Origin of the sequence: Acinetobacter gyllenbergii (genome assembly GCF_001682515.1) — a bacterium.
GTDB lineage: Bacteria > Pseudomonadota > Gammaproteobacteria > Pseudomonadales > Moraxellaceae > Acinetobacter > Acinetobacter gyllenbergii.
Window position 1 is genome coordinate 49,246 of sequence record NZ_KV575264.1, and the last position, 26,449, is coordinate 75,694.

The window sequence follows — 26,449 nt, forward strand, 5'->3', positions numbered from 1 at the left end:
TATTGACCACAGTTATGAAAATTGCATCTCGTTCTGCTGCTTCATTAATACAGTTCCAGCCTTCCTCTCTCAGTCTTGCCATCACCATTTCATTACTTGGGTTATCTCAAGCTGTTTTTGCCAATGAAGCACAACCCGCTGAAACGCAAACGCTTGCGACGATTTCCATTCAGGCGCAAGGCAATTGGCTGGACAATGCCAATGCTGAAAAAGTTCAACAACATGCAGGCGCACGCAGCATTATTGACCGCAAACGTTTGGATGAGGTTGCCACGACTTCTATTCGTGATGCTTTAAAACAAATCCCCGGAGTGCAAGTCCAAGACAGCAATGGTACGGGTGGCAGTGATGTTTCTTTAAATATTGGGGTACGCGGGCTTACCTCACGCCTCTCCCCACGTTCTACCGTTCTCATGGATGGTGTACCGCTCTCATTCGCGCCTTATGGTCAGCCACAATTATCTTTAGCGCCTGTATCAATGGGTAATATTGAGTCTGTAGACGTGGTGCGTGGTGCAGGTTCAGTTCGCTTTGGGCCACAAAATGTCGGTGGGATTATCAACTTTGCAACACGGGCAATCCCCAAAGAATTTTCAGGTTCAGTCGGTTTAACCACTGAATTTGCAACGGGGACAGACCAACTCAAGTACACACCGAATCTGTTTATTGGCGGCACACTCGATAATGGTTTAGGGCTGGCCTTACTGTATTCAGGCAGCAAAGGTGATGGCTATCGTGAAGCCAATAATAAAATTGATATTGATGATGTCATGTTAAAAACCGCCTACCAATGGACTGATCAAGATGCGATTGCCGTCAATCTACATCATTATGAAGGCCGTGGTGAAATGCCTGAAGGTTTAACGGCAGCACAATTTGCTGATAATCCGTATCAATCCAATCAAAGCCGCAACTATTTCGCAGGCCGCCGTTCCGATGTTTCTTTGAAATATAGCCATAAAGATGAATTGAATAACTTTGAAGTATTGGGTTATTACGTTGATTCTTTCCGTACCAGCGACTTAGAGTCCATTGGTAATAAAGGCACTAATACACTCAGTAACTCACCACGTGATTATAATTATTTCGGCATTGAACCACGTTATTCACGTGCCTACAGTTGGGCTGGTATGGATAATGAAGTCACTGTTGGTTACCGTTATTTACAGGAAGAAAGCTCTGAATTCTCAGGACGCACGGCTTCCTATAACACCCTCACAGGGACACCCGGTGAACGCATCGCCAATACCACCAGTGACGGCGGTACCAAAGCGCACGCTATTTATATCGACAACCGATTTGGCCTTGCGAATTGGGTGATTACGCCTGGGGTTCGATTTGAATCGATTGATACGCACAATGATTTCACAGCTTATCAAAATGGTACCGCCACCAATACAGTTCATCCAAAAATCAAGTCAGAAGAATTCTTGCCGAGCCTATCGGTGCTGTATAAAGCCAATGAGAACTGGAATATATTTGCCAATGCAGGTGTGTCATTTGGCCCACAGCAATATAACCAGTTAGTAACCGTTGACAAGAAGACCAATATTGCTTCTACCACGCTTGATGGCTTGCATCCTGAAAAATCTAAAAACTATGAAATCGGAACCAAGTATTTAGGCAATGGTCTAAGTGCTGAATTGACGGTGTTTTATTTAGATTTTGATAAAGAACTGATGTTAGAACGTCCTGATGCAATTGGGACTGGAATTTGGACAAACTTGGGTGCAACCAGCCATAAAGGTGTTGAAACTGGGCTCAGTTATGATTTCGGTCAACTCGCTGATGCACTAGAGGGACTCAAGGTCTACGGAAATTACACCTTTACCAAAGCAACTTCTGAAGCTGGTAAGTTTGAAGGCAAAGACTTGCCTTTTTATTCACGCCACGTCGGTAACCTCGGTTTAGCCTATCAAGTTGATCAATGGTCAGTGAATGCAGATATGTTTGCACAATCAAAACAACATACGCCGGGTTCAGGTGATATTTATCAAACCCAAGAAACTGCAGATGGTCGCACGGGTGATATTCCAGGTTACTCAACTTTTGCCGTACGCACAGGCTATGACTTTAGTAATCAGCTCAAAGGCTTCAAAATAGCGGGTGGGATAAAGAATGTGTTTGACAAGCAATACTATACCCGCTCATCTGACTCTACAGGGGGTAAATATGTGGGTCAACCGCGGACCTTGTTCCTGCAAACTTCATATGATTTCTAAATATCAAACGCCGAACGTTTAAGTTCGGCGTTTTTATCTCTTTTGCAGTGGATAATACCCCAAACCAACAACCTTAATTAAATCAACACTTTTATTCAGTCTATCTCGCTACATTTCTCTCTTAGCAAAAAAAATTATATCTTTTATGTAATAATTGAATTAATTTTAACTAAACAATAGCTATAAATGAGAATTATAATCAATTAATATGGCGGCGCAAAATAACTCCTCCAATTTCAGATGCTCGGCAATCAACTTATGAAATGTTCGCTTTCTCACCCTGTTGCTTTTCCAAAATTTAAGCCTTCTGCCCTAAGCTGTGCAATCACTGCCCTGATCAGTTGTGTTGCCTCCACAACATTCGCAGCTGACAGTCAAAGTAGTACCATACAAACGCTGGCAACCATTTCCATCCAAGCCGAAGGTAACTGGTTAGAACAAGCCAATACAAAAAAAGTGCTCAACCACCCTGGCGCTCGTACTGTAGTTGATCAACAAAGTTTGGAAGCACGCGGCACAACTTCAGTTAAAGAAGCGTTGCGTACCGTTCCCGGTGTTCAGGTCTCTGAGAACTCAGGCACCTCTGGCAGCGATGCATCTTTAAGTATTGGTGTTCGTGGTCTGACCTCAAGATTTTCACCCCGTTCGCAATTGATGATCGATGGCGTACCTTTAGCGGTAGCACCCTATGGACAACCCCAACTTTCATTAGCCCCAACGACTTTAGGTAATATGGAGTCGATTGATGTAGTTCGTGGTGCAGGTTCCGTCCGCTTTGGGCCGCAAAACGTTGGTGGGATTATCAATTTTAATACGCGCAGCATTCCAGAAAATTTCGCAGCCAGTATTGGCATGACCACAGAAGTGGCTGAAAATGGCAACTTAAAAGTCAATCCCAATCTTTTTGTTGGCACAACGTTAGACAATGGCCTCGGTCTTGCTTTGCTCTACTCTGGGGTGAATGGTGATGGGTATCGCGATCAAAATGACTATGCCAATATCAATGATCTACGTTTAAAAGCCCGCTATGCCTTAGATGATTATTCAAGCATTGAAGCGAATCTACATCGTTATGAAGCCAAGGTCGATATGCCTGGTGGTTTAACCCCTGCACAGTATGCGCAAAACCCATATCAGTCTTTACGCAACCATGACTATATGGAAGGCAACCGTAATGATATCTCACTCAAATATAATTATAAAAAAGACAACAATGCCTTTGAGGTTCTCGCTTACCACCTCGACAGTTATCGTGATGCAGGTGTAGAACGCAGCGGTTCTAGTCTCTATCAGATTGCCCCACGTGATTATAAAGTGACTGCCATTGAACCGCGTTATTCACATGCATTTCAGTTGGGCGATACGCTGAATGAAGTGTCTGTCGGTTATCGCTATCTAAAAGAAACGAGCAGTGAATCCGTTGATCGTGCCAATTATAACAGTGACACAGGCCCAACTGATTTTTATGGCTGGACCAAAGCGGATGGAGACACTGAAGCACATGCTGTCTATGTCGATAACCGTACCGATTTAGGCGCATGGTCCTTCACGCCAGGGATTCGTTTCGAGCGAATTAAAACCAATGAAAACATGTATAAGTTAAACCGTGATTATTCTGTTCTAAATGGGGTCAATGCCAGCAAGTCCTATGACGCTGTGCTGCCAAGCTTTGCGGTGATGTACAAAGCCAATGATCAATGGAATATCTTTGCCAACTATGGCAAATCATTTGCACCACTGCAATATAGTCAAATGGCCAATACCAATGCCAGAGGTGCTTATCTGACCATGGATGGTTTAAATCCTGAAAAAGCAGATAATTATGAAATCGGCACCCATTATCTGGATGATTATTTATCACTTGAATTCACCCTGTTCTATATTGATTTCGCCGATCAGCTCAAGCGAGATGATGCCACACAAACCTATTCAAATTTGGGTGCAACCAAACATAAAGGTGCTGAGCTCGGCTTTAAATATAATCTAGGCGCAATCAATGATACGCTAGCCAATATCTCGATGTATGCCAATACCACCTATACCAAAGCAACCGCGTCGGCAGGTCAAGACTCAGGCAATGAATTAGATTTCTATTCGAACTGGGTTGGCAATGCGGGTGTGGACTACAAACGTGATCAATGGACCTTCAACACCAATCTCTATGCGCAGTCGCGTCAAACTGCCTCAGGAAATAACAATGATGGTACGGGTCGTTATGGCAATATTCCGGGCTACGGTATCGTTGGTGTTCGTGCCGCTTATGATTTCGCTGATACCTCTCTATCAGGCTTAAAAGTTGGCTTAGGTGTGAAAAACCTATTTAATCATGACTATTACACCCGTTCCGCAGATCAGGTAGGCGGCATCTACGTGGGTCCTTCTCGTACCTACTATTTACAAACTTCGTTTGATTTCTAACACTCTAAAGCCGAATGTTCGCATTCGGCTTTTTATTGATTGATTTCAAAATAATGTGTCAACTCAATGCTATTGGGTAACTCATCAAATTCACTAAGTTTTTGATGTGCCTCAGCCCAACTGGTTTTGGAGTTTACGCAAAAATTTAACTCAAGCGCTGCAACAAAATCCTCCTGAACCAGTCCCAAAGGAACCCACATCACCTTTGGGTTGATCGTTAGTGCATTCGGTACAGGTGATCCGCATTGTTTACAGAAGCTACTATTAAAGCCCGTATCTTTGATATATGTCTGGATTAATGATTGACCTTGCTGCCATTGAAAGGATTCCGTCTGTACAAAAGTTGCAGCATTCGATGCAGCGCCACTCTGCTTGCGACATAGGCTGCAATAACAACGATACATCATTTTGATGTTTGCTAGATGAAACTGAAAGCTGACCGCGCCACACAGACAAGCCCCTGTAAATTGTATCTTCTGATGGTTTGCTCTCATCAATGATAATCCTGATTATTTTTTATCTGGTTGAGCTTGGCTCAAATGTTGTAATGAATCCCAAGCTGCTTGAGCCAAAGTCTCACGATACGCTTTGGGATTAGTCACGACTTTTTCAGAGAGCCAAGCGCGGCAATAACTTTCAGTTGCACCAATCACCAAAGACATCATTAGCTCTGTTGGCACTGATTTTAATAAACTGGCATCAGCATAGTTTGAAATATAACCAATGATGTTTTGATTTCTCAGTTTATTTTTGTCATTTAAGACTTGTCGATATTCACCCTGCCGTACACTCAAGTGAGCAAATAATAGAAACTGCGCAAACTTGGGCTGATCAGAAACCCAGTCGATATAACTATAAATCAGCGCATAGAGTAGTTCTTTGAGTGATTTTGCTTCTTTTAAGTATTGGTCACGCAATTGTGCTTGATCATCCAACGCAGCAAACACCAGTGCTGCAATCACCCCTTCTTTATTCTTAAAATGATGATAAATCGCCCCCACGCTACTGTCAGATTTGTCACGAATCATTTCAATACTGGTGGTGTCCAAACCATATTCAAGAAAGCACGACAAAGCATCCAGCAAAATCTGTCGTTTTAATAAAGACCTGCGTTGTGGATATAAACGTTCTAATAATTGCTGAGCTGCCTGCATGCTTTCATCAAAATAACCAATAATCGGAACTATTGTGTATGACTTGACCACAGCTTGTAAACAGAATTATATTCTGTTTAAGAATTTAATTCTGTATTAGGACATTTAAAATGGCAAGCACCTTAGATTTATGGAATAAAGTATCGGCCTTACCTGCAGGTAAATGGACATTCACCCGAATGTTGTGCCTTAAAGCACCGTATTTCAGCAGTATCTCTCCCTTATTTGAGGAGCTAAAACCCAATTCTTGCAAAATCAGTATCAAGAAAAAACGGAGCGTGTTGAATCATATTGGTACAGTTCATGCAATCGCGATGTGTAATATGGCAGAACTTGCGGGTGGGACCATGACTGAAGTGACGGTACCCGCAACCCATCGCTGGATTCCCAAAGGCATGACGGTTGAATATTTAAAGAAGGCTGAAACCGATCTGATTGCGATTGCTAGCCCTGTTGATGAGCATTACGATTGGGACAAAGCTGGTGAATACTTGGTCAATGTTGATGTCGTGGATCAGCAAAATGAAAAAGTTTTCCATGCCACTATCACCATGTGGATTTCAAAAAAGAAGAAATAAAATAAAAAAGCCCTGAAGCAAATGCATTCAGGGCTTTTTTCAACCTTATGGCTTACTTTTTAAAAGGCAGTGCGTATTTAAAAATACGCCCGACCACTTCACCAAACTGCTTCACAAAGCTGGCATTGTTATAATGCAACCCATATTTTTCACACACCGCCTGTACTTTCGGTGCAACTTGACGATAGCGACGTGCAGGAATATCAGGGAATAAATGATGCTCAATTTGATGGCTCAAATGCCCCGTTAAGATATGAAAGGCTTCTGAACCAGTCAGATTGGATGAACCACGGATCTGACGCATATACCAATGCCCACGGCTTTCATTTTCTAATACCGCTTTCGGAAATACTTCAACATCTTTGGTAAAGTGACCACAGAAAATAATACTGAAGGTCCAGACATTGCGAATCCCGTTCGCCACCAAATTGCCAGTAAATACTGGAATCGCAGCAGGGCCAGCAATTAATGGAAAAAACACATAGTCCTTAAACATTTGCTTGAGGATTTTCTTTTGCGCAGGCTGCCATTCACGCTTGAATTGCGCCATGGTTTTACGCTTATACAGCACTTTACCTAATTCAAGGTTTTGCACTGCAACTCCCCATTGGAACAGCAGACTGAATGGCACGATATACATCGGCTGAATTAAAGTGAATTTCGACCAACGCTGTTCAGGGAACAAACGAAATACGCCATAACCGACATCATCATCCATCCCTTTTACATTGGTATAGGTATGATGCTTATAGTTATGGGTTTGACGCCAGTTATCTGAGGTTCCGACTGTATCCCACTCATAGGTTTGACCATTGAACTTCGGATCATTCATCCAGTCATATTGACCATGCATAACATTATGACCTAACTCCATGTTTTCCATGATTTTGGCGAAACCAAGCAAGCCTGTCCCGAGCAACCAAGCTGGCGGAAACCAACCTAGAAACAAACAAGCGCGCCCAGCCAAACTGCTATATCGAATGGTGGAATAGACACGGCGGATATATTTGGCATCTTTCTCGCCTAAATCATCTAATACTTCTTGTTTGATTTGATCCAGTTCACGAGCAAAAGCATCTAATTCTGCAGCAGTTAAATCACGATTTTTGGGATTTTTAAAAAATTCCATCTTAACAGGCATGTTCATAATCAATTACTCTCTTATAGATCAATCACAAGATCAGACTGGGCTGAATTGACACAAATTTTTAGTAACTGTGTTGGTTCATTATTGGCAGCACCATTCAATAAATTTTTGGTCGCGCCTTGTGCTTTATTACAGGCACATTTATTACAAATCCCCATACGGCAACCATGATTTGGCTTGATGCCTTGATGTTCTAAGCTCGATAGAATCGATTGCCCTTTAGGAATAGCAAGGGTTTTATTGGATTGGGTCAAGGTGACATTGATAAAGCCTGTATCCGTTACATCCACATCAAATTGACTCAAGCTAAAAGCTTCAGTTTGTAAGGCTGCAGCCTGTTGAAATAGGCTTTCTGCTGTTGCCGCAAAACCAGATGGTCCGCAAGCATAGACTGTGCTTTCAGCTAAACCACTGATTTGATCAACATGGCTTTGATTTAAACGTTGATCTTGTTCTTGGGTATAAAAAATTTGATAACTAAAGTTTGAAAAATTTTCAGATACTTCTTTCAGATATTCGGCATAAGCAGCATCGGCATGGGTTTTCACCCAATACATCAACTGGACAGATGTTGTATTCAATTGTTTTGACTGACATAACGCTTCAATCAAACTTAGCATCGGTGTGATACCACTCCCCGCTGCCAACAATACTAAATGAGGAGTCACAACGGTCTGCTGCATCTCACCATAAGGTTGGCCCAAACGTAAGATATCCCCAGTTTGGCTGCCTTCAACCAACCACGAACTGACTAAGCCTTGATCCACTTTTTTCACGGTTAAACAGAGATGATCAGCATCCACCTGCATCAAACTATAAGTACGCTCATAGTGACGACCCGCAATATCAACCGTCACAGGGTGATGCTGCCCAGCAACACCACGAGCAACATGTCGGTTGCATTGCAGAATAAGACTGACGGTGTCTTTTGCCACGATTTGTTTTTTTACGATTTTGGCTAGAGACTGATTAATGGACCACAATGGATTGATTTTCTGTAACCAAAAATTGGCGTCATGGCTGTTCATCACACTGTGAGCCAACGAATTAAATAGAGAATTTCTCTTTTCAATTGCTTGCATGAGCAGGTTTACTCTGGTTGTTTGCTAATTATTATACATATGTATATATATTTGTATATACACTCGTATAAGAATTTACATTTCACAAGTCCACAGACAATCGCTATAATCCCGAGTAGCTTACTTATATATTGAAAACAATGGTTCATTCTTCTTTTTTACCACTCGGCCATGACAACTTAAACGAACAAGATGTCATTCCTATGAAAACTCCTGTGCGCTCAGTAGGTAGAAAAGCAACCATTACCAAAGAAGAGTTGTTTCAAGCCACGCTCAACTTGATTGGTCCACAAAAAAGTATCGCCTCACTCAGCTTACGTGAGATTGCACGCGAAGCAGGTATTGCACCAAATAGTTTCTATCGTCATTTTAAAGACATTGATGAACTGGCAATTGCCTTGATTGATCAATCTGGCTTGGTACTACGCCGTATTATTCGTGAAGCGCGTTTACAGGCTTCAAAGCAGCAAAGCATTATCCGTAGTTCGGTTGAAGTGTTTATTCAACAATTGAATACCGACGAAGGCAATCTGAGTTTGTTATTACGCGAAGGCTACACGGGTTCTACTTCGTATAAAGCAGCGGTTGACCGTCAACTCAACTTCTTTCAGCAAGAGCTGCAAGAAGACCTGATTCGTTTAGAACGTTTGAATAACAGTAAGCTCAGTCATGCTGATCTTGCAGCCAAAGCTATTACGCAATTGGTGTTCAACATGGGCGCAAAAGTGCTGGATCTGCCTGCGGAACAACGTACTGAAGTAGCAGAACAAACCATGGTCATGATTCGTATGATTCTAGAAGGCGCGCGTCATATCAATGAAATGGAAATTGATTAATTGATCGCAGCACAATAGGATAGATGTCATCAAAATCATATGTTTGTTCTTTAACATAACAACAACTTAAACTAGGCATCTAGAGCATGAATCTACTCAGTGACCGTCAAAGCATTATCGCCAGTTTTATCCTGATGGCTTTGTTTTTAATGATGGTCATTCCCTTGCACTTGCTTCCGAGCTTTTTTGCAGGTTTTCTAGTTTTTGAAATTATTAACAGTTTAAGTTCGATTGTTGAAAAACATATTGATGGACAACGTGCACGTATCTTTATCAGTATTATTCTAGGTATTTTAACCACCTTCCTGATTGGCTTTTTTATTACCAGTCTGATTAGCTTCGTGATCTATGATTTAAAAGGGACTGGATTGAATTCTTTTAACTTTAAGATCGATCAAACACTGATTAAATTCCAAGAGGAAATGAGTCATTACCTGCCGGGTTATTTGCCGCATAGCGTGGCGGATATCAAAAACCAGATTTTGTCTTTCATTAAAAATAATATTTCGATCGTCAAAAATACTGGGACCGATATTCTGCATAATCTGGCGACGATGGTGATTGGTCTGATTGTCGGGATTTTGGTGTCGATCCAGAATTTTAAACAACATGCACCACAACCTGCATTTAAAGCAGCTGTGCTGCATCGTATTCAGAAGCTTTCTGTTTCTTTTAAAAATGTGGTCTTTGCTCAAGTGAAAATTTCACTGATCAATACCGTATTATTTATGATCTTTGTCTTTATCGTTCTGCCAATCTTCAATATCCATTTACCTTTTGCCAAAACACTGACCATTCTGACCTTTATTTTTGGTCTACTGCCGATTATTGGCAATTTGATTTCAAATACCTTGATCATTATGGCGGGTTTGACCATTTCCCTGTCCGTGGCGGCCATCGCATTGGCCTATCTGGTGATCATTCATAAGCTGGAATACTTCGTCAATGCCAAAATCATTGGTACCAAAATCAATGCCAGTGCATGGGAAGTGTTATTGGCGATGCTGATTTTTGAGTCGATTTTTGGACTCAGCGGTCTGATTGTTGCGCCGATTTTCTATGCCTATATCAAACTGGAATGTAAGGATGCAGGGCTCATTTAAGCCATTTTTTAACAATTCTAAAAGAAGTCTAACAGATGGAAGCATCATTCCATCTGAATCAAAACCAATAAAATCAAAAACAAAATTGATGATAAGTAAACTTACAAAAGCCTAGACAACGAAAACACTCAAGCCTCGATTCAAGCGATAAGCTAGTCATGAAATGAATGGTTTTTATTCACGATGTTTCATCACATTATAATTGAATGAGGTAACTATGAATTCTTCAACAGCGAAAGCTTTAAAAGTATATACACGTAATAATTTAGATGACTCAATTAAAGAGTCCACGGTAAAAATTTTAAATCAAATCCTTGCCAACCTGATTGACCTGTCCTTATTGACCAAGCAGGCGCATTGGAACATGCGGGGTAGCAACTTTATTGCGGTACATGAAATGTTAGATACGTTCCGTACTTCGCTCATCACTCATTTAGACAACGTCGCAGAGCGTGCGGTACAGATCGGTGGAACCGCATTAGGAACAACACAAACAGTTGCAGAAACCTCACACCTCAAGCCGTACCCTGTTGCCATTCACGCGGTACAAGACCATCTTAAAGAATTGGCGGATCGTTATGGTGTGGTCGCCAACCATCTACGCGATACCATTGACGAAATTCAAGACCCAATTTCTGAAGATATTATCCATGCAGCACTCGAGGATCTAGATCAGTACCTATGGTTTTTGGAAGCCAATATCGATCACTAAATCCATAGACATAAAAAAGAGGACCTTAAGCGTCCTCTTTTTTATTGCCGTTTCAATTAAGGCTTAACCACAACCAACACTTGAATTGCCTCTGGTGTCACAGACAGACCATCTAGTAGACCTAAGCCTTCTTTCTGGAATTTCTGTAAGCGCTCAATTTCATCTTGGCGAATACTTGGATTAAATTGCTTGAGATAGCTTAAACGGTCAATTTCATACTGCCATTTACCACTGTAGTGCTCTTTAGCCTGCTGCATTAATTCTGGCAATGATCCCTTGGCAATCTCTAAAGCTTGCGCATAACGTGACTCAATCACTTCACGGCGTGCTTTTACCACTTGACGGCAACTATTGCCATCTAGATGATGCAGGTACGGACGTAAAATACTTGGATCAATCTTGGTCGATAAATCCTGACCATTTTCACTGAGCAATACACGAATCAATTGCTTCGGTAAGCTTGATGGCAAGTTCAATGCCTTCGGTGCAACCACATCAACCTTAAACCACACTTCCAACAAGACTGAACCTTGTTTTAGTGCATTCGATTTCAATAAGGCCACATTGGTACTACCGAATGATTGTGTGCGGATCATTTCCATCACACTTTCAATAAACGGATGTTCCAAAGTCAAATATTGCGCATCTTCACGAATTTGTGCCTGATCACGATAGAAGGTCGCCGTCATGCCCTCTTCATCCAAGCTAATGCCTTGAACTTGCATCTGATCAGTCGGCTTGATGATCACCGTACCATTGCTTTGCTCATCAAAGTCAATATTGGTGGATGACATGAAACGCTTCACAAACATTGGTAAAGTGGTGTTGTCATCATAATCTTCAAGCGCTTGTACAATGCCTTGCGCAACCACTGGACGACACGAGTTGTACTCAAGCAAACGGTCACGACCTGCCTGTAACTCAGCTTCCAAGGCTTGGCGCTGTACATTCACTTCTTCAAGTAGATCTTCAAACGTCTGACCTTGATCGGCCAATAAACAATCTTTTAATTCAACAATAAAATTCTCTTGTAGCGTTTGCGCCGTCGGAGAAATACTGCTGAAAATATTGAGTGCTTCGTTGTACCAACGGAACATACGTTCTTGTGCTGTGCCCATCAAATACGGCACATGAATTTGAATACGATTTTCCTGACCAATACGGTCCAGACGGCCAATTCGTTGTTCCAATACGTCAGGGTTTGCAGGCAGATCAAATAAGATCAAATCACTGGCAAACTGGAAGTTACGCCCTTCCGAACCAATTTCTGAACACAATAAGATTTGAGCGCCATAACTATCTTCCGCAAAATATGCTGCAGCTTGGTCACGCTCTAATAAACTCATGCCCTCATGGAACATTGCGGTACGAATACCCGCATGTAAACGTAGAACATTTTCCAATGCTTCTACCACTGGTCCGCTGCGTGCAATCAACAACACTTTTTTGTGTTTTAAATCTTTGCGCAGCACTTCCATCAACCAAGGCACACGCGGATCATTTTCCATCCATGCGCCATCGAGTTGACCTTCTTCTGGCCACATTTGCTCACGCATTTTGCCATCAAATGACCAATCTTCTGGTGCTGGTAAAGGTGCTGGCTGACAATCACGACCTGGGAAGCCTTGAATCGCTTCACGAGTATTACGGAATAAGATACGACCTGTACCATGACGGTCTAATAATTCATGAATCGCACGCATACGCTGTTCAGGCTGATCATCAATACGATGACCCAACAAGCCTTCCAACGCAGCCAAATGTTCTTCTGTTAATGCTTGATCTGACATCAACACTTCCGCAATTTTTGCAGTGTGTTGATATTGCTCTTCTTCATCAAGGAAACGGTCTAGACTGCTAAAACGCTGTGGATCAAGCAAACGAAGACGGGCAAAATGACTTTCAACGCCTAATTGCTCAGGTGTTGCGGTGAGCAATAATACCCCAGCAGTTTGTTCAGCGAGTTCTTCAACCAGATCATAACGATCATTGCCACCCTCTTCTTCACTCCACATCAAATGATGGGCTTCATCGACCACCAATAGATCAAAACCTGCTTCCATGGCTTGTTCACGTAAATCATCGTGGTCAACCATCAAATCAACACTGGCAATAATACATTGCTCAGTCAAGAATGGATTCAGATCAGGATCATGTTCTTTGATCGAAGCAGTACGGGTTAAGTCGAACAGCGAGAATTGCAAATTGAAACGGCGACGCATTTCAATCATCCACTGATATTGCAAAGAATCAGGCACTAAAATCAGGATACGTTCTGAACGCCCTGTTTTCAGTTGTTGATGAATGATCAAACCTGCTTCAATGGTTTTACCTAGGCCCACTTCATCCGCTAACAAGACACGTGGCGCAAAACGCTTACCGACTTCATGCGCGATATAAAGCTGATGTGGAATCAAGCCCACACGCGCACCAAGAAAACCACGTAAAGGGCTGGTGTGCATTTGTGCTTGCAACAACATCGCTTCAATACGCAGGTCATACCATTCTTTATAATCAACTTGGCTGGCTAACAGACGCTCTAAAGGTTTTGACAGCTGGATCTGTGCACCGATACGGGTTTCATTCAGTGACTTACGTTCTTGTTCGCCATTTTCAAGGCTACGAACCACATCATAACGCAGTACGCCATGACGATCTTCGATCGACTCAACAGTCCACTTGATACCTTCTTGGTCTTGGACTTCATCATTAACGTTAAAGATGATGCGAGATAAAGGCGCATTGTTACGTGCATAAACACGAGTTTCATCACTTTTAGGGAATAAAATGCTGATAGAACGTTCATCTACATCAATAAGAACCCCTAAACCGAGTTCAGTTTCAGTATCTGATAACCAACGTTGACCAATAGCAAACTGCTGCAATTTTTCCACCTTTATCTCAAGTTAGCCTACATATTTTATGCCCTGACCCAAATAAAAGTTAAGGCATTTTATGTAGTTTTCAACGATGTATTTTGACACAAAGCGCAATCAAATAGCGTGCATCACATCGTGTTTCATAAAAAAGTTTTGGGACTAAAACGGTACTGCACAATCAAAGCTGAGTTGTGCACCTGTTTTAGGATGCGCAAAGCTCAATTGCGTTGCATGTAAACATAAACGCGGATAAAGCTGTTGCTGTTCGGGTGTGGCATATAAGGTATCACCCAGAATCGGATGACCTAAATATTGCATATGCACACGAAGCTGATGTGAACGCCCTGTAATCGGAATGAGTTTGACTCGAGTTACAGCTTGTCCTTGAATTTCTAGATGCTCGATGGCTTGCCATTCGGTCAATGCAGGCTTGTGATAGGATGCATCAACAATATGTAATGGTGGACGGCTTGGATCATAAATCACAGGAATGTCGACTGTGCCCTGACCTTCTAAATGCCCTGCAACCAAAGCCTGATAAATTTTTGAGGTTTGACGATCTTGAAATTGGCGCGAAATATTGCTCTGTCCAAATTTGGATAAACCAAAGACCAAGATGCCAGAAGTATCGCGATCTAAACGATGAATCAGTAAAGTTTTTGGTTCTAATTCTAATAAACGATTGATTAAACAATCTTGTAAATCAGGTGTTTTCCCCGGTACAGTGAGTAAGCCTGCAGGTTTATGGATGACCATAAAATCTTCATCACGATGAATCAAATGTTCACTTAGAAAATCATTCAAGGTAGCCTTCCAACGACTGGATGAAAACAAGCGGGCAATCATAAAAAGCTTAGCGCTGAATTACAATGCATGACACGTATTTTTACTATTTTTTTTCGTGTTTCTCTTAATATTTCATCCAGAATCGAATTTAAAGGATGATTTAGGTCTGTTGCTCTAGAAATTGTTGAATCGCATGTTGAGCAATTTCTGCATCTTGAAAAGATTGTACACCCGAAACACCAACAGCCCCGACAACTTGCCCTTGATAGACAATCGGCTCACCACCTTCTAACATGCCTTTTGCTGCATTGATCGTTAAAAAGCCGATCTTACCATCACGGATCATATCTTCCGATGCCTTGGTGGTTCTTCGGCTGACTGCGGCAGAATGTGCTTTTTCTTGGCAAATCTGTGTCGATAATACCGATGCACCATCCATACGCTTCATTATCAACAGCGTTCCACCATCATCGACAACTGCCACGCTGACATTAAAGCTGTGTGCAGTTGCATACTGCAAGGCTGCATCAACCAAAATTTCCACATCTGCGGCAGTTAAATAATGTTTAGTTTTCATCTTTTTTACTCCATTCCTATGAGTTTCTTATCAAAAGCTTGTCTAGCATACAATCTCTAGCAACGCCATACACAGCTAGCGTCAGCCAAAACGTTCGCCCTTGGGAACAACCAAAGACAAACGCAAAGATAGTGGATTATTCAATCATATTTAACCTGATAATACAGTAAAGATTATTTATCTTTACTGCTATTCAAAGCTTAGATACAGACTACAAATACATCAGAACGCAGTGAGCGTTCATGACGATCCACCCTTATTGTTTAATCAGTTGAGGGCAGCCTGTTTTGAGAACTACCGAAACCATTGCCATAAAAAAAGCCCGAATAAATCGGGCTTATGTGTGCATCACAGCGTTATTTCATTTCAGCAAAGGTTTCTTTTGCTGCCTGAATGGTCTCTGCAATATCTTGATCAGAATGCATCGATGAAATAAATCCTGCTTCAAATGCCGATGGTGCAAGATAAACACCTCGCTTTAGCATGCCGTGGAAGAATTTCTTAAATGCTTCAACATCACAGGCCAACATTGAATCAAAACTGGTGATGTCTTCTTGATCGGTAAAGTACAAACCAAACATGCCACCCACTTGTTGGGTTTTAAATGGAATACCCGCTTCATCTGCTGCAGCCTGTAAACCCGCAAGTAATTTTGCGAGCTGTGCAGTCAGCTTGTCATAAAACTCTGGTTCACGAAGATGTTTGAACATCGCAATACCAGCACGCATTGCCAATGGATTCCCGGACAATGTACCTGCTTGATAAACACCGCCTAAAGGCGCGATGCATTCCATGATTTCACGTTTACCGCCAAAAGCACCAACTGGTAAGCCTGCACCAATGATTTTACCCAATGTGGTTAAATCTGGTTTAACTTTATAGACTGATTGCGCACCGCCTAAAGCAACACGGAAACCTGTCATCACTTCATCAATAATAAAGACAGACTTATATTCATCACAGACGTCACGAATCGCTTGTAAGAAGCCATCAATTGGCGTCACCAAGTTCATGTTGCCTGCAACAGGTTCAATGATGACACCCGCAATCTCATGACCAAATTTGCTAAAGCATTCTTTCAGCGCTTCAATATTGTTATACGGTAGCGTTAAGGTATGTTTGGCAAAATCTGCTGGTACACCTTTTGAGGTTGGCTCGCCCTCACCTAAAGTCAGCAAACCAGAACCCGCTTTGACCAAGAGTGAATCTGAATGACCGTGATAGCAGCCTTCAAATTTCACAATCTTGTCACGGCCGGTATAACCACGTGCCAGACGAATCGCAGTCATGGTTGCTTCAGTGCCCGAGCTGGTCATACGTACCAATTCAATGGATGGCATAATCTCGCAAATGGTGTCTGCCAAAGTGGTTTCATAGACCGTTGGTGCACCAAAACTTAGGCCATCTTCTGCTGCGGTTTGTACCGCTTGAATAATATCTGGATGCGCATGACCTAAAATCATTGGTCCCCATGAGCCGACATAATCCACATAACGCTTACCATCGACATCCCACAAATACGCACCTTTGGCCTTTTCGATAAAGACAGGCGTACCACCAACACCGTTAAATGCACGTACCGGTGAATTTACGCCACCTGGAATATGTTTATTTGCTTGTTTAAATAGCTGTTCTTGCTTTGGAGATAAGCTCATAAAAGACTCAACCTAGAATCGAGGACGAGGAACGTTGTCGTTCCGAGAAACAATAAAAGTTCCGCGAAGCGGATACATATAATTAGTCAAATAACATTGCCCATGCATGTACACGAGCAGGAATTTCGGCTGTTGATCGTCCTAATATATCACTAATTACCGCGCAAAGGCTTGCCCCAGCCTCAATCACGACTTGAGAATTTTCCACAGTCAGACCACCAATCGCACAAATCGGCACAGCAAATTTTTGTTTCGCCTGTTTAATGACTTCGATACCTACATTGCCCGCTTCAGGTTTAGTTGAGGTGGCATAGACCGCACCAAATGCCACATAAGTCGCCCCATCTGCAATTGCCTTCTCCGCCAGTTCTAATGAGTTTAGACAAGTCCGCCCAATAATCACACCTGACGGCAAACGTGTAGCTGCATCGCTAATTTCACCATCGGACTGTCCAAGATGCACACCTAAACCAAATTGCTCCGCCAAGGCCAAATCATCATTAATCACAAAAGGAGTTTGGCGTCTTTCACACAGTGCTTTAATTTTTTCCACTTCAAGTGGCTGATCAGCTTTTGCTATTTTCTTACGACGATATTGCAGAATGGCAATCTGCCCTGTCGCTAATGCAACGTCTAATTTTTCTAATAATAGTTGGATTGGATCGTCATTGGTAATGAGATAAAGACCGCGCATGAACGTTTCACTATTCACTATAATTACATTAGCTTCAGAGTATATTCTCTTAGTGAAAATTTAAAGATAGGGAGTGTATTTACACCATTAATCGCTGTAAATCATAGCAAATAAAAAAGCTGCCAAAGCAGCTTTTGAAATATCAAATGAGTGTTACGACTCAATTTTATCAAACTGACGATCAATTAGACTCAAACGACCACGTGCAACGTCTGACAACATACGCCAATCTGAAATAAAGCTATACAGCGGTTGTTTAAAGCTGGCAGGCTTATTATGTTCAAAGAAAAAATGTCCAACCCAAGCACAGGCATAGCCTGATACCAAACCATACACAGCATATTTTGCCTGACGTTTACGGATGGCTTTACTAAAGAAATATAAACCGATCGAGCTGCCTGCGACATGCAAACGGCGACTGGCAATACTGCGATGTTCTGTTAAATAAAAGTGATAAAATTCATCGTAGTTTTTAATCGGTAATGAAAATTCCACTGGCTTGGTAATATTCGCTGGCGCATTCATTTTAAGATCATCCTAATCGTGCAAGACTCTCCACACGTTAATGCATTTTCTGTACAAAATAAAGTCATTGCGTGCCATCCTTTTCCTGCTTAAAACAACTTTACAATGATTTTTGAGATCAACAAGTTATACTAAGTTTTGTCTAAATCATTCTCGATGGTCAGGAGTCATAACATCATGGAAATAGAGTTAAAATTTCAACTACCTGAATCTAAGAAAAAAAGTGTATTACAGCTGTTAAGCAAACAAAAAGCACAAAAAATTCAGCTACAAGCAAAATACTATGATACGGCCGACCGTTTACTGGCAAAAAATTATGTGGCCATTCGTTTGCGTCAGGAAGGTGAACATTGGGTACAAACCTTTAAAGCTGCCAGTAAAAACCATTTACAACGCATCGAAGAAGATATTTATTTAGGTAAATGTACGAAAGAACCCGAACTGGATTTATCTCTATATAAACATAATCAAACAGTCCAAACTGTACTGCGTGATGTCCTAGGTGAGTCACCTGCTGAGTTATTGCTACAGTTTCAAACTGACGTCCAACGCACCTTTCATGTCTTCGAGTTTGCAGGTTCACAGATTGAAGTTTGCTTGGATGATGGCGAAATCCGTACGCCAACTGATCAAACTAAAATCTGTGAAGTTGAATTTGAATTAAAACAAGGATCAGCACAGTCTCTGATTGATTTTGCCAAAACTTGGGTAGACAAATACCAACTCTGGCTCGATGTACGGAGTAAGGCTGAACGTGGTAATTTATTGGCTATTGGCAAGACGGTATCCCCTGCCAGCAAAGCGAAATCACTGATTTTAGATACAGATATCCGTGCTGAACAAGCTCTTAAACTGATTATCGAAAATACCCTAAATCATATCTTACCCAATGCAGCTGCAATCGCCGATGGTGTAGCAGAAGCAGACCATATTCATCAAGCCCGTGTTGGTTTACGTCGTTTACGTTCTGCTTTAAAACATTTTTCTAACTGGTCTACACGAATTGATCCTACCTGGGAAAGTCAGTTAGCAGATATTTTTAGAGCTTTGGGACAATCACGTGATAACGATGCGATTCAAGATTCCGTTATTCCTTTAGTTAAAGAAGTCTGTGATTTTGATTTCCCATTCCCTGAGAGTACTGACAGTCGTGTTTCTCAGTTATTAAGTCATCCTAAAACCACACAGCTATTTTTAGCATTATTCAGCTTCACCTATAGTGAGCATGAGTCTAAATCTAAACTTTCCAAACAGGCAGCGAAAAGCTTAAGTAGGCTATATCAAAAAATTCTCAAAGATGCAGCCCAATTTTCTAAGTTAGAAGTCGAGCAACAACACCGTACCCGTAAACGCGTCAAACAATTGCGTTATTGCATCGACTTTATTTCAGCGCTGTATCCAGAAAAGCAGGTTCAACAATTCTTAAATAAGTTACAGCCAATTCAGGAATATTTAGGCTTTTATAATGACCTGTTTGTTGCTGAGCAAATCTTTGAGCAACAGGCTGTGAAGCATCCGCAGTTTTTATTTGCATTAGGTTGGGTTAAAGCACAGCAACCACATGTGGCCAAGAAAGCGAATAAAAAGCTTCAGACCCTATCTGCTCAGGACGCTTTTTGGGATGAAAAGCAATAGCTGCATAAGGGAAAATCACCTCACTCTATTATCGTGATGGCGGCATGGATGCCGCCACAAATAATTTAAGTCCTACAAAAAGCGGATACTCGGAAACGTCATCAGCAACCTGAGCAAGTCAAAGCGACTAAAGCTTTGACTTAGTGCAAGACAAGCGAAGTGCGTAGTCTATACTCAAGCATAGCTTTCGCCTTGCGGTACGACAAAGATTATTAATCTTTGCGATTCGCACCTCAGGTTTTGCCTACTTTGTCCGAAAACAAAGTAGGAAATCGCCTACGCGAAAACCTCCAAACTTTATATAGCTCTTGTGGCTGTGCTGTTATTTTTTAATGAAAATTAGAGTGTTAAACTATTTATTCCACTTAAATCATTTACCGATATTTCCCAAAAATCTTCCACGTACCATTATCCGCAATCGGATCGCTATAACGATCATTACGCTGCTTACGCGGCTTATCCCGTGCATCCACCAATTTAAAATGCGGTTCAACACTGAGAATCACTCCATTCATATAAAACCGCGTTCGGGTATAGTCACTTTGGCCATGCTGAAAGACGTAGGTGCGCAAATCAATAAACTCACGATGTGCCACCAAAGCAGCTGTATCGTCACTGCCCAACCATTCCTGCATTGCAAAAATCTGATCCGTCTCAAACTGCCCACATTTTTCTAACAAGGCAGCGACACCACGAAAAGTTTTCGACTCTTTAGCACGGGTTTTATTAATCCGAATCCGATCGACATGAAAGAAAAACAGCGGCAGATTTAAATGACTCGGTAAATGAATCGCATCCACCACCTCATCTTCCATAAAAGGCTGGCATAACTGTTGTGCCCGTTCAATTAAAGGCTGCCATTGTCGATAATATTCATCCACGTCTTGTTGCAACCCATAATAAATCGGCAAGCCTTCAACATGCTCTAAATATTGGGGTGGATAAATATGCTGGCGTAATAAAGCAATATCCGTTTTTAAACTTTGAATCGCGATCGCATCTTGCATAGTGATTATTCTAATTGCTTAGGCTATTTTAGGTTAAGGCAAAGGTTTAGTTTCGACAAGGCTTTGTCTATAATAATGTGTCTTAACTTGTCGCTGGGAAAAACCATGTCTCAAAAAATTAACGCCACTGATGTGACGGAAGAAGAAGCTTTAAATGCAGTCTTTTTTGAGCGTGCAGATGAGTTCATTAAGCTTGCCAATGATTTCTGCCGACCACCTAAAGGTCAGCAAACCAAGCCAGAAGAATTACGGGGTCAGGTCAGCGCAGCCATGTTATTCGCCACTGCTCGTTTTAATACTTGGGTCGCAGCCAATAACTTCAAAGACGGCGAAGAAATGCGTGCTGCCAAAGAACAAGTGATGTCTTATCTGCTGCAACAATTCCAAATGATGCTGGAAGATAACTTTGACGAATATTGCGAACAGTTTGAAAACTACCTACGTTTCCGCAAAAATGAAGATTTTCATGCGCATAAACATGATCACTGATTATCTCCAATAAAAAAAGCCACCTCATCGGTGGCTTTCTTTTTATGATTTACTTCAAGTCTTGTGCTTGACCATATTGGTCAGCCATGACTTCGACAAACTGATCAAGTTTGATGTATTTCTGGATGGCAGCATTGACATCTTCTTTACTCAGTTTTGCAAGCTCTTGATCTCGTTCAGCACGATCCAACAAAGTCTTGTTACGCTCTAACTGACCTGTCAACATACCATGAATATTGCGCTCATCTTCCAAAGCCGTCACACGTTTCTTCATGATATCTGCTTTGGCTGCTTCCACTTCCTGCTCAGTCACGCCTTTGCTCAGCAACTCATTCAATACCTTGTGTACTGATTGCGAAACTTGCTCTGAACGACCAGAAGTATAATTTGCAGTGATACTCAACGTACCATCATCAATATCTGGGTCGAGGTCTAAGCCACTGCCAAAACCATACACCAACGCATTTTTCTCACGTAACTCTTGAGCCAAACGAGATGACAATTGTGAGTTACCCAAAATATGACTGAGAATAATCAAAGCAGGCGCATCTTTATGGTACGAACCAACAGGCAATGCCAATACACTTTGATAGCTACCGAACTCACGCTGCTCTGATAAAGCATGCACTTTCTGTGCTTTATACACCGTATATTGACCTGTCACTTTTGTGAACGGTTGCTTTGCTTTCCAAGAGCCAAAGGCCTTTTGTAAGGTCTTCTGCATTTTCTTGGCATCAAAATCACCTGTTACCGCAATTTGTGCATGATCGGTCTCAAAGAATTGATCATAGAATTGTTTGACTTGTGGCTGAGTGACTTCACTAATCTGCTTTTTGGCAAGCTCAGGTTCAAAGTGATAACGCATATCCCCTGGTTGATAGATTTCCAAAATTTTAGATAAAGTCATTGATGACACAACTGCAGGTTCTGTATATGGACGATCCAGTACCGACAAACTTTGATTTTTTGCCAAATCAAATTCAGTTTGCGAGAATTTCGGCTGTTTGATGACATCAATAATAAAGTTTAAGAAGTCTTCAAATTTGTCTTTTTTCGCTTGAACAACGATGGTAAAACCATTGCCATTTGAACTGACCGATGCGCCACCACTCGCCGCAATCGCCTTATCGGTAATTTCCTGCAAGGTATGCTTCTCAGAACCCCGTAGCATTAAATAACTGGTTAAATCTAAAGTTACACCCTTACCAAACAGCGCTTTCTCATCACCAAAATCTAAGCTAATGGTGGCATAAGTTTTATCATCACGTGTAGGCGTTGGGAATAACGCGTAACGAATGCCATTCTTCAACTCGCCACGCTGAATTTTCTGCTCATTCTTTTGCAATTGCTGAGCAGACTGCGTCATAAACTGGCTAACTTCTTGCTTATACACACTGGCATCTTTTAAAGGCTCAGGCTTTTCCGCGGTTTGGTCGAGCGTTTTTGGCTTTTGTTCAGCTTTCAACGTCATCGCTTTTTTCTGATCTTCAGGCGTCGGTAAAATATCACCTGAAATACGATGGGATGACACTAAAAAGTCTTTTAAGGTTTGGTTGGCATCTTTTAATTTTAAATCTTTAACAGCCTGCAAATCTTTAAAGTATTGATCCCATTGACCATGAGATGAAACTGCATAATCGCTTAGACGTGAACCCAAAGCCACCGCATCATTCATAATCGTATCCGCATCATTCTGCGTGATATTTTTAATCCGTTGCAACTCTGCTTCACTAAACTCATGGCTATTTTCTACACCTGCCGTGAGTGCATCATTGACCTTTTTGGCATCATGATTCGGTGCGTAAATTGCACCCATAAACACCAAATTAAAATCTTGATCTAACCATGTGGTCGATTGCACAGCCGTACTAATACCTGTCTCTACCATACTTTTATACAAAGTACCGCTTGGTTGCATGGTATACAGTGCAGGTGCCAAAGCTAACGCAGGCTGCAACTTGGTATTCTTGCCATTCATATAAATATGGAATTTGGCCAAATCACTGCCCTTGTGCACCGTAAATTGACGCTGTTCAATTTTACTTGAATCCAGCACAGGCACTTGTACTTGAGCTGGTACAGCACGCGCGGGAATTGGACTAAAATATTGATCAATCTTATTCAACACTTCAGTCTTATCAAATTTACCCGAAATCACCATTACCGCATTATTCGGTGCATACCAAGTTTTATAAAACTGATTCAATTCATTCAGTTGAATGGATTTTAATTCAGGCAGATCACCAATCGGCAAACGACCCAAATATTGGTTGCCATATGCTGCTTTCCACATTTGATCCATTAAAACCGCAAATGGTTGATCCATACGGATTTCACGTTCGCGTTTGACGATCTCAATTTCAGAAGGTACAAATTTTTCTTGCAGTACCAATTTGTCCATACGCTCAGATTCGAGATATAGAATCTCATTCAACGCATTCTTTTCAGGGCGAACAATATTTAAATATTTGGTCGAGTAATAGTCCGTGCTGGCATTGGTCATCAAGGTAAATTGATCTAAACGGCGCTGAAACTCATCCCCTTTGACATTCTGCGTACCTTTAAACGCCAAATGTTCCAACAGATGTGCCAAACCACCTTTACCTTTTGGATCATTCAATGAACCCGTAAAATAAACCGTATTGACGTAAACTTTGTTTTCTTTATCGTTTGGCGCAAGAATAACTCTGAAACCATTATCTAATTTATATTCTTCAATATTTTTTTCACTTTTTACGAGTACTGTCTGAGACCAAGACGTCGCACTCAACCCGATCAAACAAAGCGAGAGAGTAAGCTGCTTAAACCGCATTAACATAATTTATCCAAGTATTTATGGTGATTTAAATAAAAACGTCAAGCTATAGTAGAGAACGATTCGCATTTTTAATAGTTATGTTTTGAAAAAAGCTGTTTATTTAAACAGCTTTTATCTTTGTTTTTGCACAGTTTAAGTAAAAATTCAGATTGCCAGTTCAGCTTGCAGATACAATTTTGCATAACCTGAAATTTCAATACGATCTTCAGATACAATGACACATTCTAAAATTCCACCTCGTTGAGACGCCTGAAAGGCCGTTAATTGAGTCTGATTCAATTTTTCAGCCCAAAGCGGAACAATCGCCGTATGAATTGATCCTGTTACAGGATCTTCATCAATGCCAATTGCTGGCGCAAAATAGCGAGACACACAATCAAACTGTCCTTCACCTCTAGCAGTAATTGCAACGTCTGGCTGAGAAGCTGTAATCGCAGTACGAATTTGTCCAAGTTGTTTTAATTTTTCCATATCAGGTTGTTCATCTAAGACATCCTGAACGGTTTCATATTCAATAATATAGGCTTGGACATTACGATAGACCGCTTTAAACGGCTTGGTGAGTCCTTCACGTAATACTTGAGGATAATCAGCAACCAATTCTGCTTTACGAATCGGGAAATTCATTTTAATTTTGCCATCAGTGTCTTGGCTAACGATAAAAATTCCCAAATCGCGTACATGAAACTGGATGGTTTCTAGCTTAGTAAAATCTTTAAATAAAACAAAAGCACTGGCTAAAGTGGCATGTCCACAAAATGCAACCTCATTGAGTGGAGAAAACCAGCGAATTTCATAATTATGCTCATCAATGATTTTCACAAAAGCCGTTTCAGATAAATTGTTTTCCATGGCAATATTCTGCATCAAATGCTCATCCAACCATTCATCAACGATGATTACACCTGCAGGATTGCCTTTGAATAATTCTTGGGTAAAAGCATCCACTTGATACATCTTCATAACACGGCACTCGCTCGATTTTTCAGTTATTTTTGAACATCTAGTCCAGAAATTATAGATACAGATTTTTCTAAATTTACGATACACCACTGCTTTTCTCATTCAGGATGCTTAAGCGTTTAAATTTTAAGCCAAAAATACGTTTCGCTTGCTAACAGATCAGGCCAAAAGTCCACTGATTTAGCATAATTCAAAATAAGCCATACAGAATATTCACAATAAAAAATTTGCAGCTGACTATGGTGTTAACCAGATTTAATTCGTGAGAAAAGAAATGCCTATTTCTGTAAATGCCATCGTCTTTGAAGACTTTGAAACCCTCGATATTATGGGGCCTGTTGAATTATTTGGCTTACTGCAACAGCACTATCAAGTCCAGTTTTATAGTCTAAATGGCGGTCTGGTTTCCAATAAACATGGTGTTTGCATCCACACCAAATCATTCCGTGAAATCGAGACCAATGCAGAAAGCATTTTGCTGATTCCGGGCGGTATCGTGACGTTTGAACTGATCAAAAACCACGAATTTCTTGACCAACTCAAAAACTTAGCGGCACAAAGCAGATATGTTCTAACCATTTGCACAGGCAGTTCATTGCTAGCAGCGACGGGTCTTTTAAATGGCGTTAAAGCAACATCGAATAAAATGGCCTTTGAGTTTGTACAAAAACTCAATGATCAAGTGTTGTGGCAAGCTCAGGCCCGTTGGGTGATTGACGGAAAATTCTATACGTCTTCTGGTGTGAGTGCGGGTATGGATATGACCCTCGCCTTTATTCATAACACACAGGGTGAAGAAATGGCTCAATTGTGTGCTGAAGAGGCAGAATATATTTGGAATAGCAACCCGAACATTGATCCCTTCTGTAAAGTAAAAGCTGACTAACCAACAACTGGATATCAAGATTTATGTATTATCACTTGCTGTTGGTGTGTTGGATTTCTAAACTACCTACAGCAAGACACTTATTTTAAACAATAAAAGATTTAGCAAATTTTTATTTTTACATTACGGGAAAATAAGTACGCACACAATTCAGATAGCCTATTTTTATTAATGAAAGCTGACAACCCTATAATAAATTAAACATGATTCCAACCCATTATATAAAAACCAATTTAATATACATAAAAAATCTAATTTATGAACAAATCAGGCAATTCTTTGC

Annotated in this window: 22 protein-coding genes; 9 read left to right on the forward strand and 13 right to left on the reverse strand. The window is 41.1% G+C overall.

Features of this window, described 5'->3' with window-relative positions; all coding sequences use genetic code 11:
- The first annotated feature begins 14 nt into the window (after positions 1–14).
- The gene (locus tag NG55_RS11985; RefSeq protein WP_065343375.1) at positions 15–2,222 is read left to right on the forward strand and encodes a TonB-dependent receptor family protein; all 2,208 of its coding nucleotides are present in this window, start codon (positions 15–17) and stop codon (positions 2,220–2,222) included.
- Positions 2,223–2,462: 240 nt separating this feature from the next.
- Positions 2,463–4,640: a TonB-dependent receptor family protein gene (locus tag NG55_RS11990; RefSeq protein ID WP_065343376.1), complete on the forward strand. Its 2,178-nt coding sequence runs from the start codon at positions 2,463–2,465 to the stop codon at positions 4,638–4,640.
- Between the two features lie 32 nt (positions 4,641–4,672).
- On the opposite strand, the gene NG55_RS11995 is transcribed toward NG55_RS11990, so the two are convergent.
- Both NG55_RS11995 and NG55_RS12000 read right to left on the reverse strand, forming a co-directional pair.
- Positions 4,673–5,134: a GFA family protein gene (locus tag NG55_RS11995; RefSeq protein ID WP_065343377.1), complete on the reverse strand. Its 462-nt coding sequence runs from the start codon at positions 5,132–5,134 to the stop codon at positions 4,673–4,675.
- A 15-nt stretch (positions 5,135–5,149) separates the two neighbouring features.
- Positions 5,150–5,794, reverse strand: a complete 645-nt coding sequence (locus NG55_RS12000; protein WP_065343378.1) for a TetR/AcrR family transcriptional regulator — start codon at positions 5,792–5,794, stop codon at positions 5,150–5,152.
- Positions 5,795–5,904: 110 nt separating this feature from the next.
- Between NG55_RS12000 and NG55_RS12005 the strand changes: the two genes are divergently transcribed.
- Entirely contained in the window at positions 5,905–6,372 is a 468-nt protein-coding gene (locus NG55_RS12005; RefSeq protein ID WP_065343379.1) for a hotdog fold domain-containing protein, read from the forward strand.
- A 52-nt stretch (positions 6,373–6,424) separates the two neighbouring features.
- On the opposite strand, the gene NG55_RS12010 is transcribed toward NG55_RS12005, so the two are convergent.
- Positions 6,425–7,519, reverse strand: a complete 1,095-nt coding sequence (locus NG55_RS12010; RefSeq protein ID WP_016541286.1) for a fatty acid desaturase family protein — start codon at positions 7,517–7,519, stop codon at positions 6,425–6,427.
- 14 nt (positions 7,520–7,533) lie between these two features.
- Positions 7,534–8,601, reverse strand: a complete 1,068-nt coding sequence (locus NG55_RS12015; RefSeq protein ID WP_065343380.1) for a ferredoxin reductase — start codon at positions 8,599–8,601, stop codon at positions 7,534–7,536.
- 140 nt (positions 8,602–8,741) lie between these two features.
- On the opposite strand from NG55_RS12015, the gene fabR reads away from it, so the two are divergent.
- The 3 genes from fabR (at position 8,742) to dps (ending at position 11,252) form a co-directional block, all read left to right on the forward strand.
- Positions 8,742–9,437 carry an HTH-type transcriptional repressor FabR gene (gene fabR / locus NG55_RS12020; RefSeq protein ID WP_016541284.1) on the forward strand — a complete coding sequence of 232 codons (696 nt, stop codon included), beginning with the start codon at positions 8,742–8,744 and terminating at the stop codon, positions 9,435–9,437.
- Positions 9,438–9,523: 86 nt separating this feature from the next.
- Entirely contained in the window at positions 9,524–10,540 is a 1,017-nt protein-coding gene (locus NG55_RS12025; RefSeq protein WP_005323024.1) for an AI-2E family transporter, read from the forward strand.
- 217 nt (positions 10,541–10,757) lie between these two features.
- A complete protein-coding gene (gene dps, locus NG55_RS12030) occupies positions 10,758–11,252 on the forward strand; it encodes a DNA starvation/stationary phase protection protein Dps (protein WP_004801316.1) in 495 nt (164 codons plus the stop codon).
- Between the two features lie 56 nt (positions 11,253–11,308).
- Here dps and rapA read toward each other — a convergent pair whose 3' ends face one another.
- The 6 genes from rapA to NG55_RS12060 all read right to left on the reverse strand — a co-directional run bounded on the left by rapA (position 11,309) and on the right by NG55_RS12060 (position 18,368).
- Positions 11,309–14,146 carry an RNA polymerase-associated protein RapA gene (rapA, locus tag NG55_RS12035; RefSeq protein WP_065343381.1) on the reverse strand — a complete coding sequence of 946 codons (2,838 nt, stop codon included), beginning with the start codon at positions 14,144–14,146 and terminating at the stop codon, positions 11,309–11,311.
- Between the two features lie 144 nt (positions 14,147–14,290).
- The gene (locus NG55_RS12040) at positions 14,291–14,935 is read right to left on the reverse strand and encodes an RluA family pseudouridine synthase (protein WP_171257969.1); all 645 of its coding nucleotides are present in this window, start codon (positions 14,933–14,935) and stop codon (positions 14,291–14,293) included.
- 142 nt (positions 14,936–15,077) lie between these two features.
- Complete coding sequence (locus tag NG55_RS12045) at positions 15,078–15,494, reverse strand: GlcG/HbpS family heme-binding protein (RefSeq protein ID WP_065343383.1); 417 nt, start codon at positions 15,492–15,494, stop codon at positions 15,078–15,080.
- Positions 15,495–15,850: 356 nt separating this feature from the next.
- Positions 15,851–17,149 carry a glutamate-1-semialdehyde 2,1-aminomutase gene (gene hemL / locus NG55_RS12050; RefSeq protein WP_065343384.1) on the reverse strand — a complete coding sequence of 433 codons (1,299 nt, stop codon included), beginning with the start codon at positions 17,147–17,149 and terminating at the stop codon, positions 15,851–15,853.
- 82 nt (positions 17,150–17,231) lie between these two features.
- A complete protein-coding gene (gene thiE, locus NG55_RS12055) occupies positions 17,232–17,843 on the reverse strand; it encodes a thiamine phosphate synthase (RefSeq protein ID WP_065343385.1) in 612 nt (203 codons plus the stop codon).
- Positions 17,844–17,996: 153 nt separating this feature from the next.
- Positions 17,997–18,368, reverse strand: coding sequence for an Mpo1-like protein (locus NG55_RS12060; RefSeq protein WP_065343386.1), 372 nt, complete (start codon positions 18,366–18,368; stop codon positions 17,997–17,999).
- A 177-nt stretch (positions 18,369–18,545) separates the two neighbouring features.
- Between NG55_RS12060 and NG55_RS12065 the strand changes: the two genes are divergently transcribed.
- Complete coding sequence (locus tag NG55_RS12065; RefSeq protein WP_065343387.1) at positions 18,546–20,003, forward strand: CYTH and CHAD domain-containing protein; 1,458 nt, start codon at positions 18,546–18,548, stop codon at positions 20,001–20,003.
- A 374-nt stretch (positions 20,004–20,377) separates the two neighbouring features.
- Here the strand turns inward: NG55_RS12065 and NG55_RS12070 are convergent, their stop codons facing one another.
- A complete protein-coding gene (locus NG55_RS12070; protein ID WP_065343388.1) occupies positions 20,378–21,010 on the reverse strand; it encodes a hypothetical protein in 633 nt (210 codons plus the stop codon).
- Positions 21,011–21,115: 105 nt separating this feature from the next.
- Here NG55_RS12070 and NG55_RS12075 point away from each other — a divergent pair, with 105 nt between their 5' ends.
- A complete protein-coding gene (locus NG55_RS12075) occupies positions 21,116–21,499 on the forward strand; it encodes a DUF3144 domain-containing protein (RefSeq protein ID WP_016541274.1) in 384 nt (127 codons plus the stop codon).
- 49 nt (positions 21,500–21,548) lie between these two features.
- On the opposite strand, the gene NG55_RS12080 is transcribed toward NG55_RS12075, so the two are convergent.
- Together NG55_RS12080 and NG55_RS12085 are read right to left on the reverse strand one after the other, a co-directional pair.
- On the reverse strand, positions 21,549–24,317 hold the full coding sequence (locus NG55_RS12080; protein WP_065343389.1) for a M16 family metallopeptidase: 2,769 nt from the start codon (positions 24,315–24,317) through the stop codon (positions 21,549–21,551).
- Between the two features lie 144 nt (positions 24,318–24,461).
- On the reverse strand, positions 24,462–25,280 hold the full coding sequence (locus tag NG55_RS12085; protein ID WP_023271479.1) for a PhzF family phenazine biosynthesis protein: 819 nt from the start codon (positions 25,278–25,280) through the stop codon (positions 24,462–24,464).
- A gap of 274 nt (positions 25,281–25,554) precedes the next feature.
- On the opposite strand from NG55_RS12085, the gene NG55_RS12090 reads away from it, so the two are divergent.
- On the forward strand, positions 25,555–26,166 hold the full coding sequence (locus NG55_RS12090) for a DJ-1/PfpI family protein (RefSeq protein WP_065343390.1): 612 nt from the start codon (positions 25,555–25,557) through the stop codon (positions 26,164–26,166).
- The last annotated feature ends 283 nt before the right edge of the window (positions 26,167–26,449 follow it).

Excerpts from the sequence above, each read along its gene's own strand:
- NG55_RS11985 (WP_065343375.1), top strand. The coding sequence starts at position 15 with ATGAAAATTGCATCTCGTTCTGCTGCTTCATTAATACAGTTCCAGCCT.
- NG55_RS11990 (WP_065343376.1), top strand. The coding sequence starts at position 2,463 with ATGCTCGGCAATCAACTTATGAAATGTTCGCTTTCTCACCCTGTTGCT.
- NG55_RS11995 (WP_065343377.1), bottom strand. The coding sequence starts at position 5,134 with ATGAGAGCAAACCATCAGAAGATACAATTTACAGGGGCTTGTCTGTGT.
- NG55_RS12000 (WP_065343378.1), bottom strand. The coding sequence starts at position 5,794 with ATGCAGGCAGCTCAGCAATTATTAGAACGTTTATATCCACAACGCAGG.
- NG55_RS12005 (WP_065343379.1), top strand. The coding sequence starts at position 5,905 with ATGGCAAGCACCTTAGATTTATGGAATAAAGTATCGGCCTTACCTGCA.
- NG55_RS12010 (WP_016541286.1), bottom strand. The coding sequence starts at position 7,519 with ATGAACATGCCTGTTAAGATGGAATTTTTTAAAAATCCCAAAAATCGT.
- NG55_RS12015 (WP_065343380.1), bottom strand. The coding sequence starts at position 8,601 with ATGCAAGCAATTGAAAAGAGAAATTCTCTATTTAATTCGTTGGCTCAC.
- fabR (WP_016541284.1), top strand. The coding sequence starts at position 8,742 with ATGGTTCATTCTTCTTTTTTACCACTCGGCCATGACAACTTAAACGAA.
- NG55_RS12025 (WP_005323024.1), top strand. The coding sequence starts at position 9,524 with ATGAATCTACTCAGTGACCGTCAAAGCATTATCGCCAGTTTTATCCTG.
- dps (WP_004801316.1), top strand. The coding sequence starts at position 10,758 with ATGAATTCTTCAACAGCGAAAGCTTTAAAAGTATATACACGTAATAAT.
- NG55_RS12045 (WP_065343383.1), bottom strand. The coding sequence starts at position 15,494 with ATGAAAACTAAACATTATTTAACTGCCGCAGATGTGGAAATTTTGGTT.
- hemL (WP_065343384.1), bottom strand. The coding sequence starts at position 17,149 with ATGAGCTTATCTCCAAAGCAAGAACAGCTATTTAAACAAGCAAATAAA.
- thiE (WP_065343385.1), bottom strand. The coding sequence starts at position 17,843 with ATGCGCGGTCTTTATCTCATTACCAATGACGATCCAATCCAACTATTA.
- NG55_RS12060 (WP_065343386.1), bottom strand. The coding sequence starts at position 18,368 with ATGAATGCGCCAGCGAATATTACCAAGCCAGTGGAATTTTCATTACCG.
- NG55_RS12065 (WP_065343387.1), top strand. The coding sequence starts at position 18,546 with ATGGAAATAGAGTTAAAATTTCAACTACCTGAATCTAAGAAAAAAAGT.
- NG55_RS12070 (WP_065343388.1), bottom strand. The coding sequence starts at position 21,010 with ATGCAAGATGCGATCGCGATTCAAAGTTTAAAAACGGATATTGCTTTA.
- NG55_RS12075 (WP_016541274.1), top strand. The coding sequence starts at position 21,116 with ATGTCTCAAAAAATTAACGCCACTGATGTGACGGAAGAAGAAGCTTTA.
- NG55_RS12080 (WP_065343389.1), bottom strand. The coding sequence starts at position 24,317 with ATGTTAATGCGGTTTAAGCAGCTTACTCTCTCGCTTTGTTTGATCGGG.
- NG55_RS12085 (WP_023271479.1), bottom strand. The coding sequence starts at position 25,280 with ATGAAGATGTATCAAGTGGATGCTTTTACCCAAGAATTATTCAAAGGC.
- NG55_RS12090 (WP_065343390.1), top strand. The coding sequence starts at position 25,555 with ATGCCTATTTCTGTAAATGCCATCGTCTTTGAAGACTTTGAAACCCTC.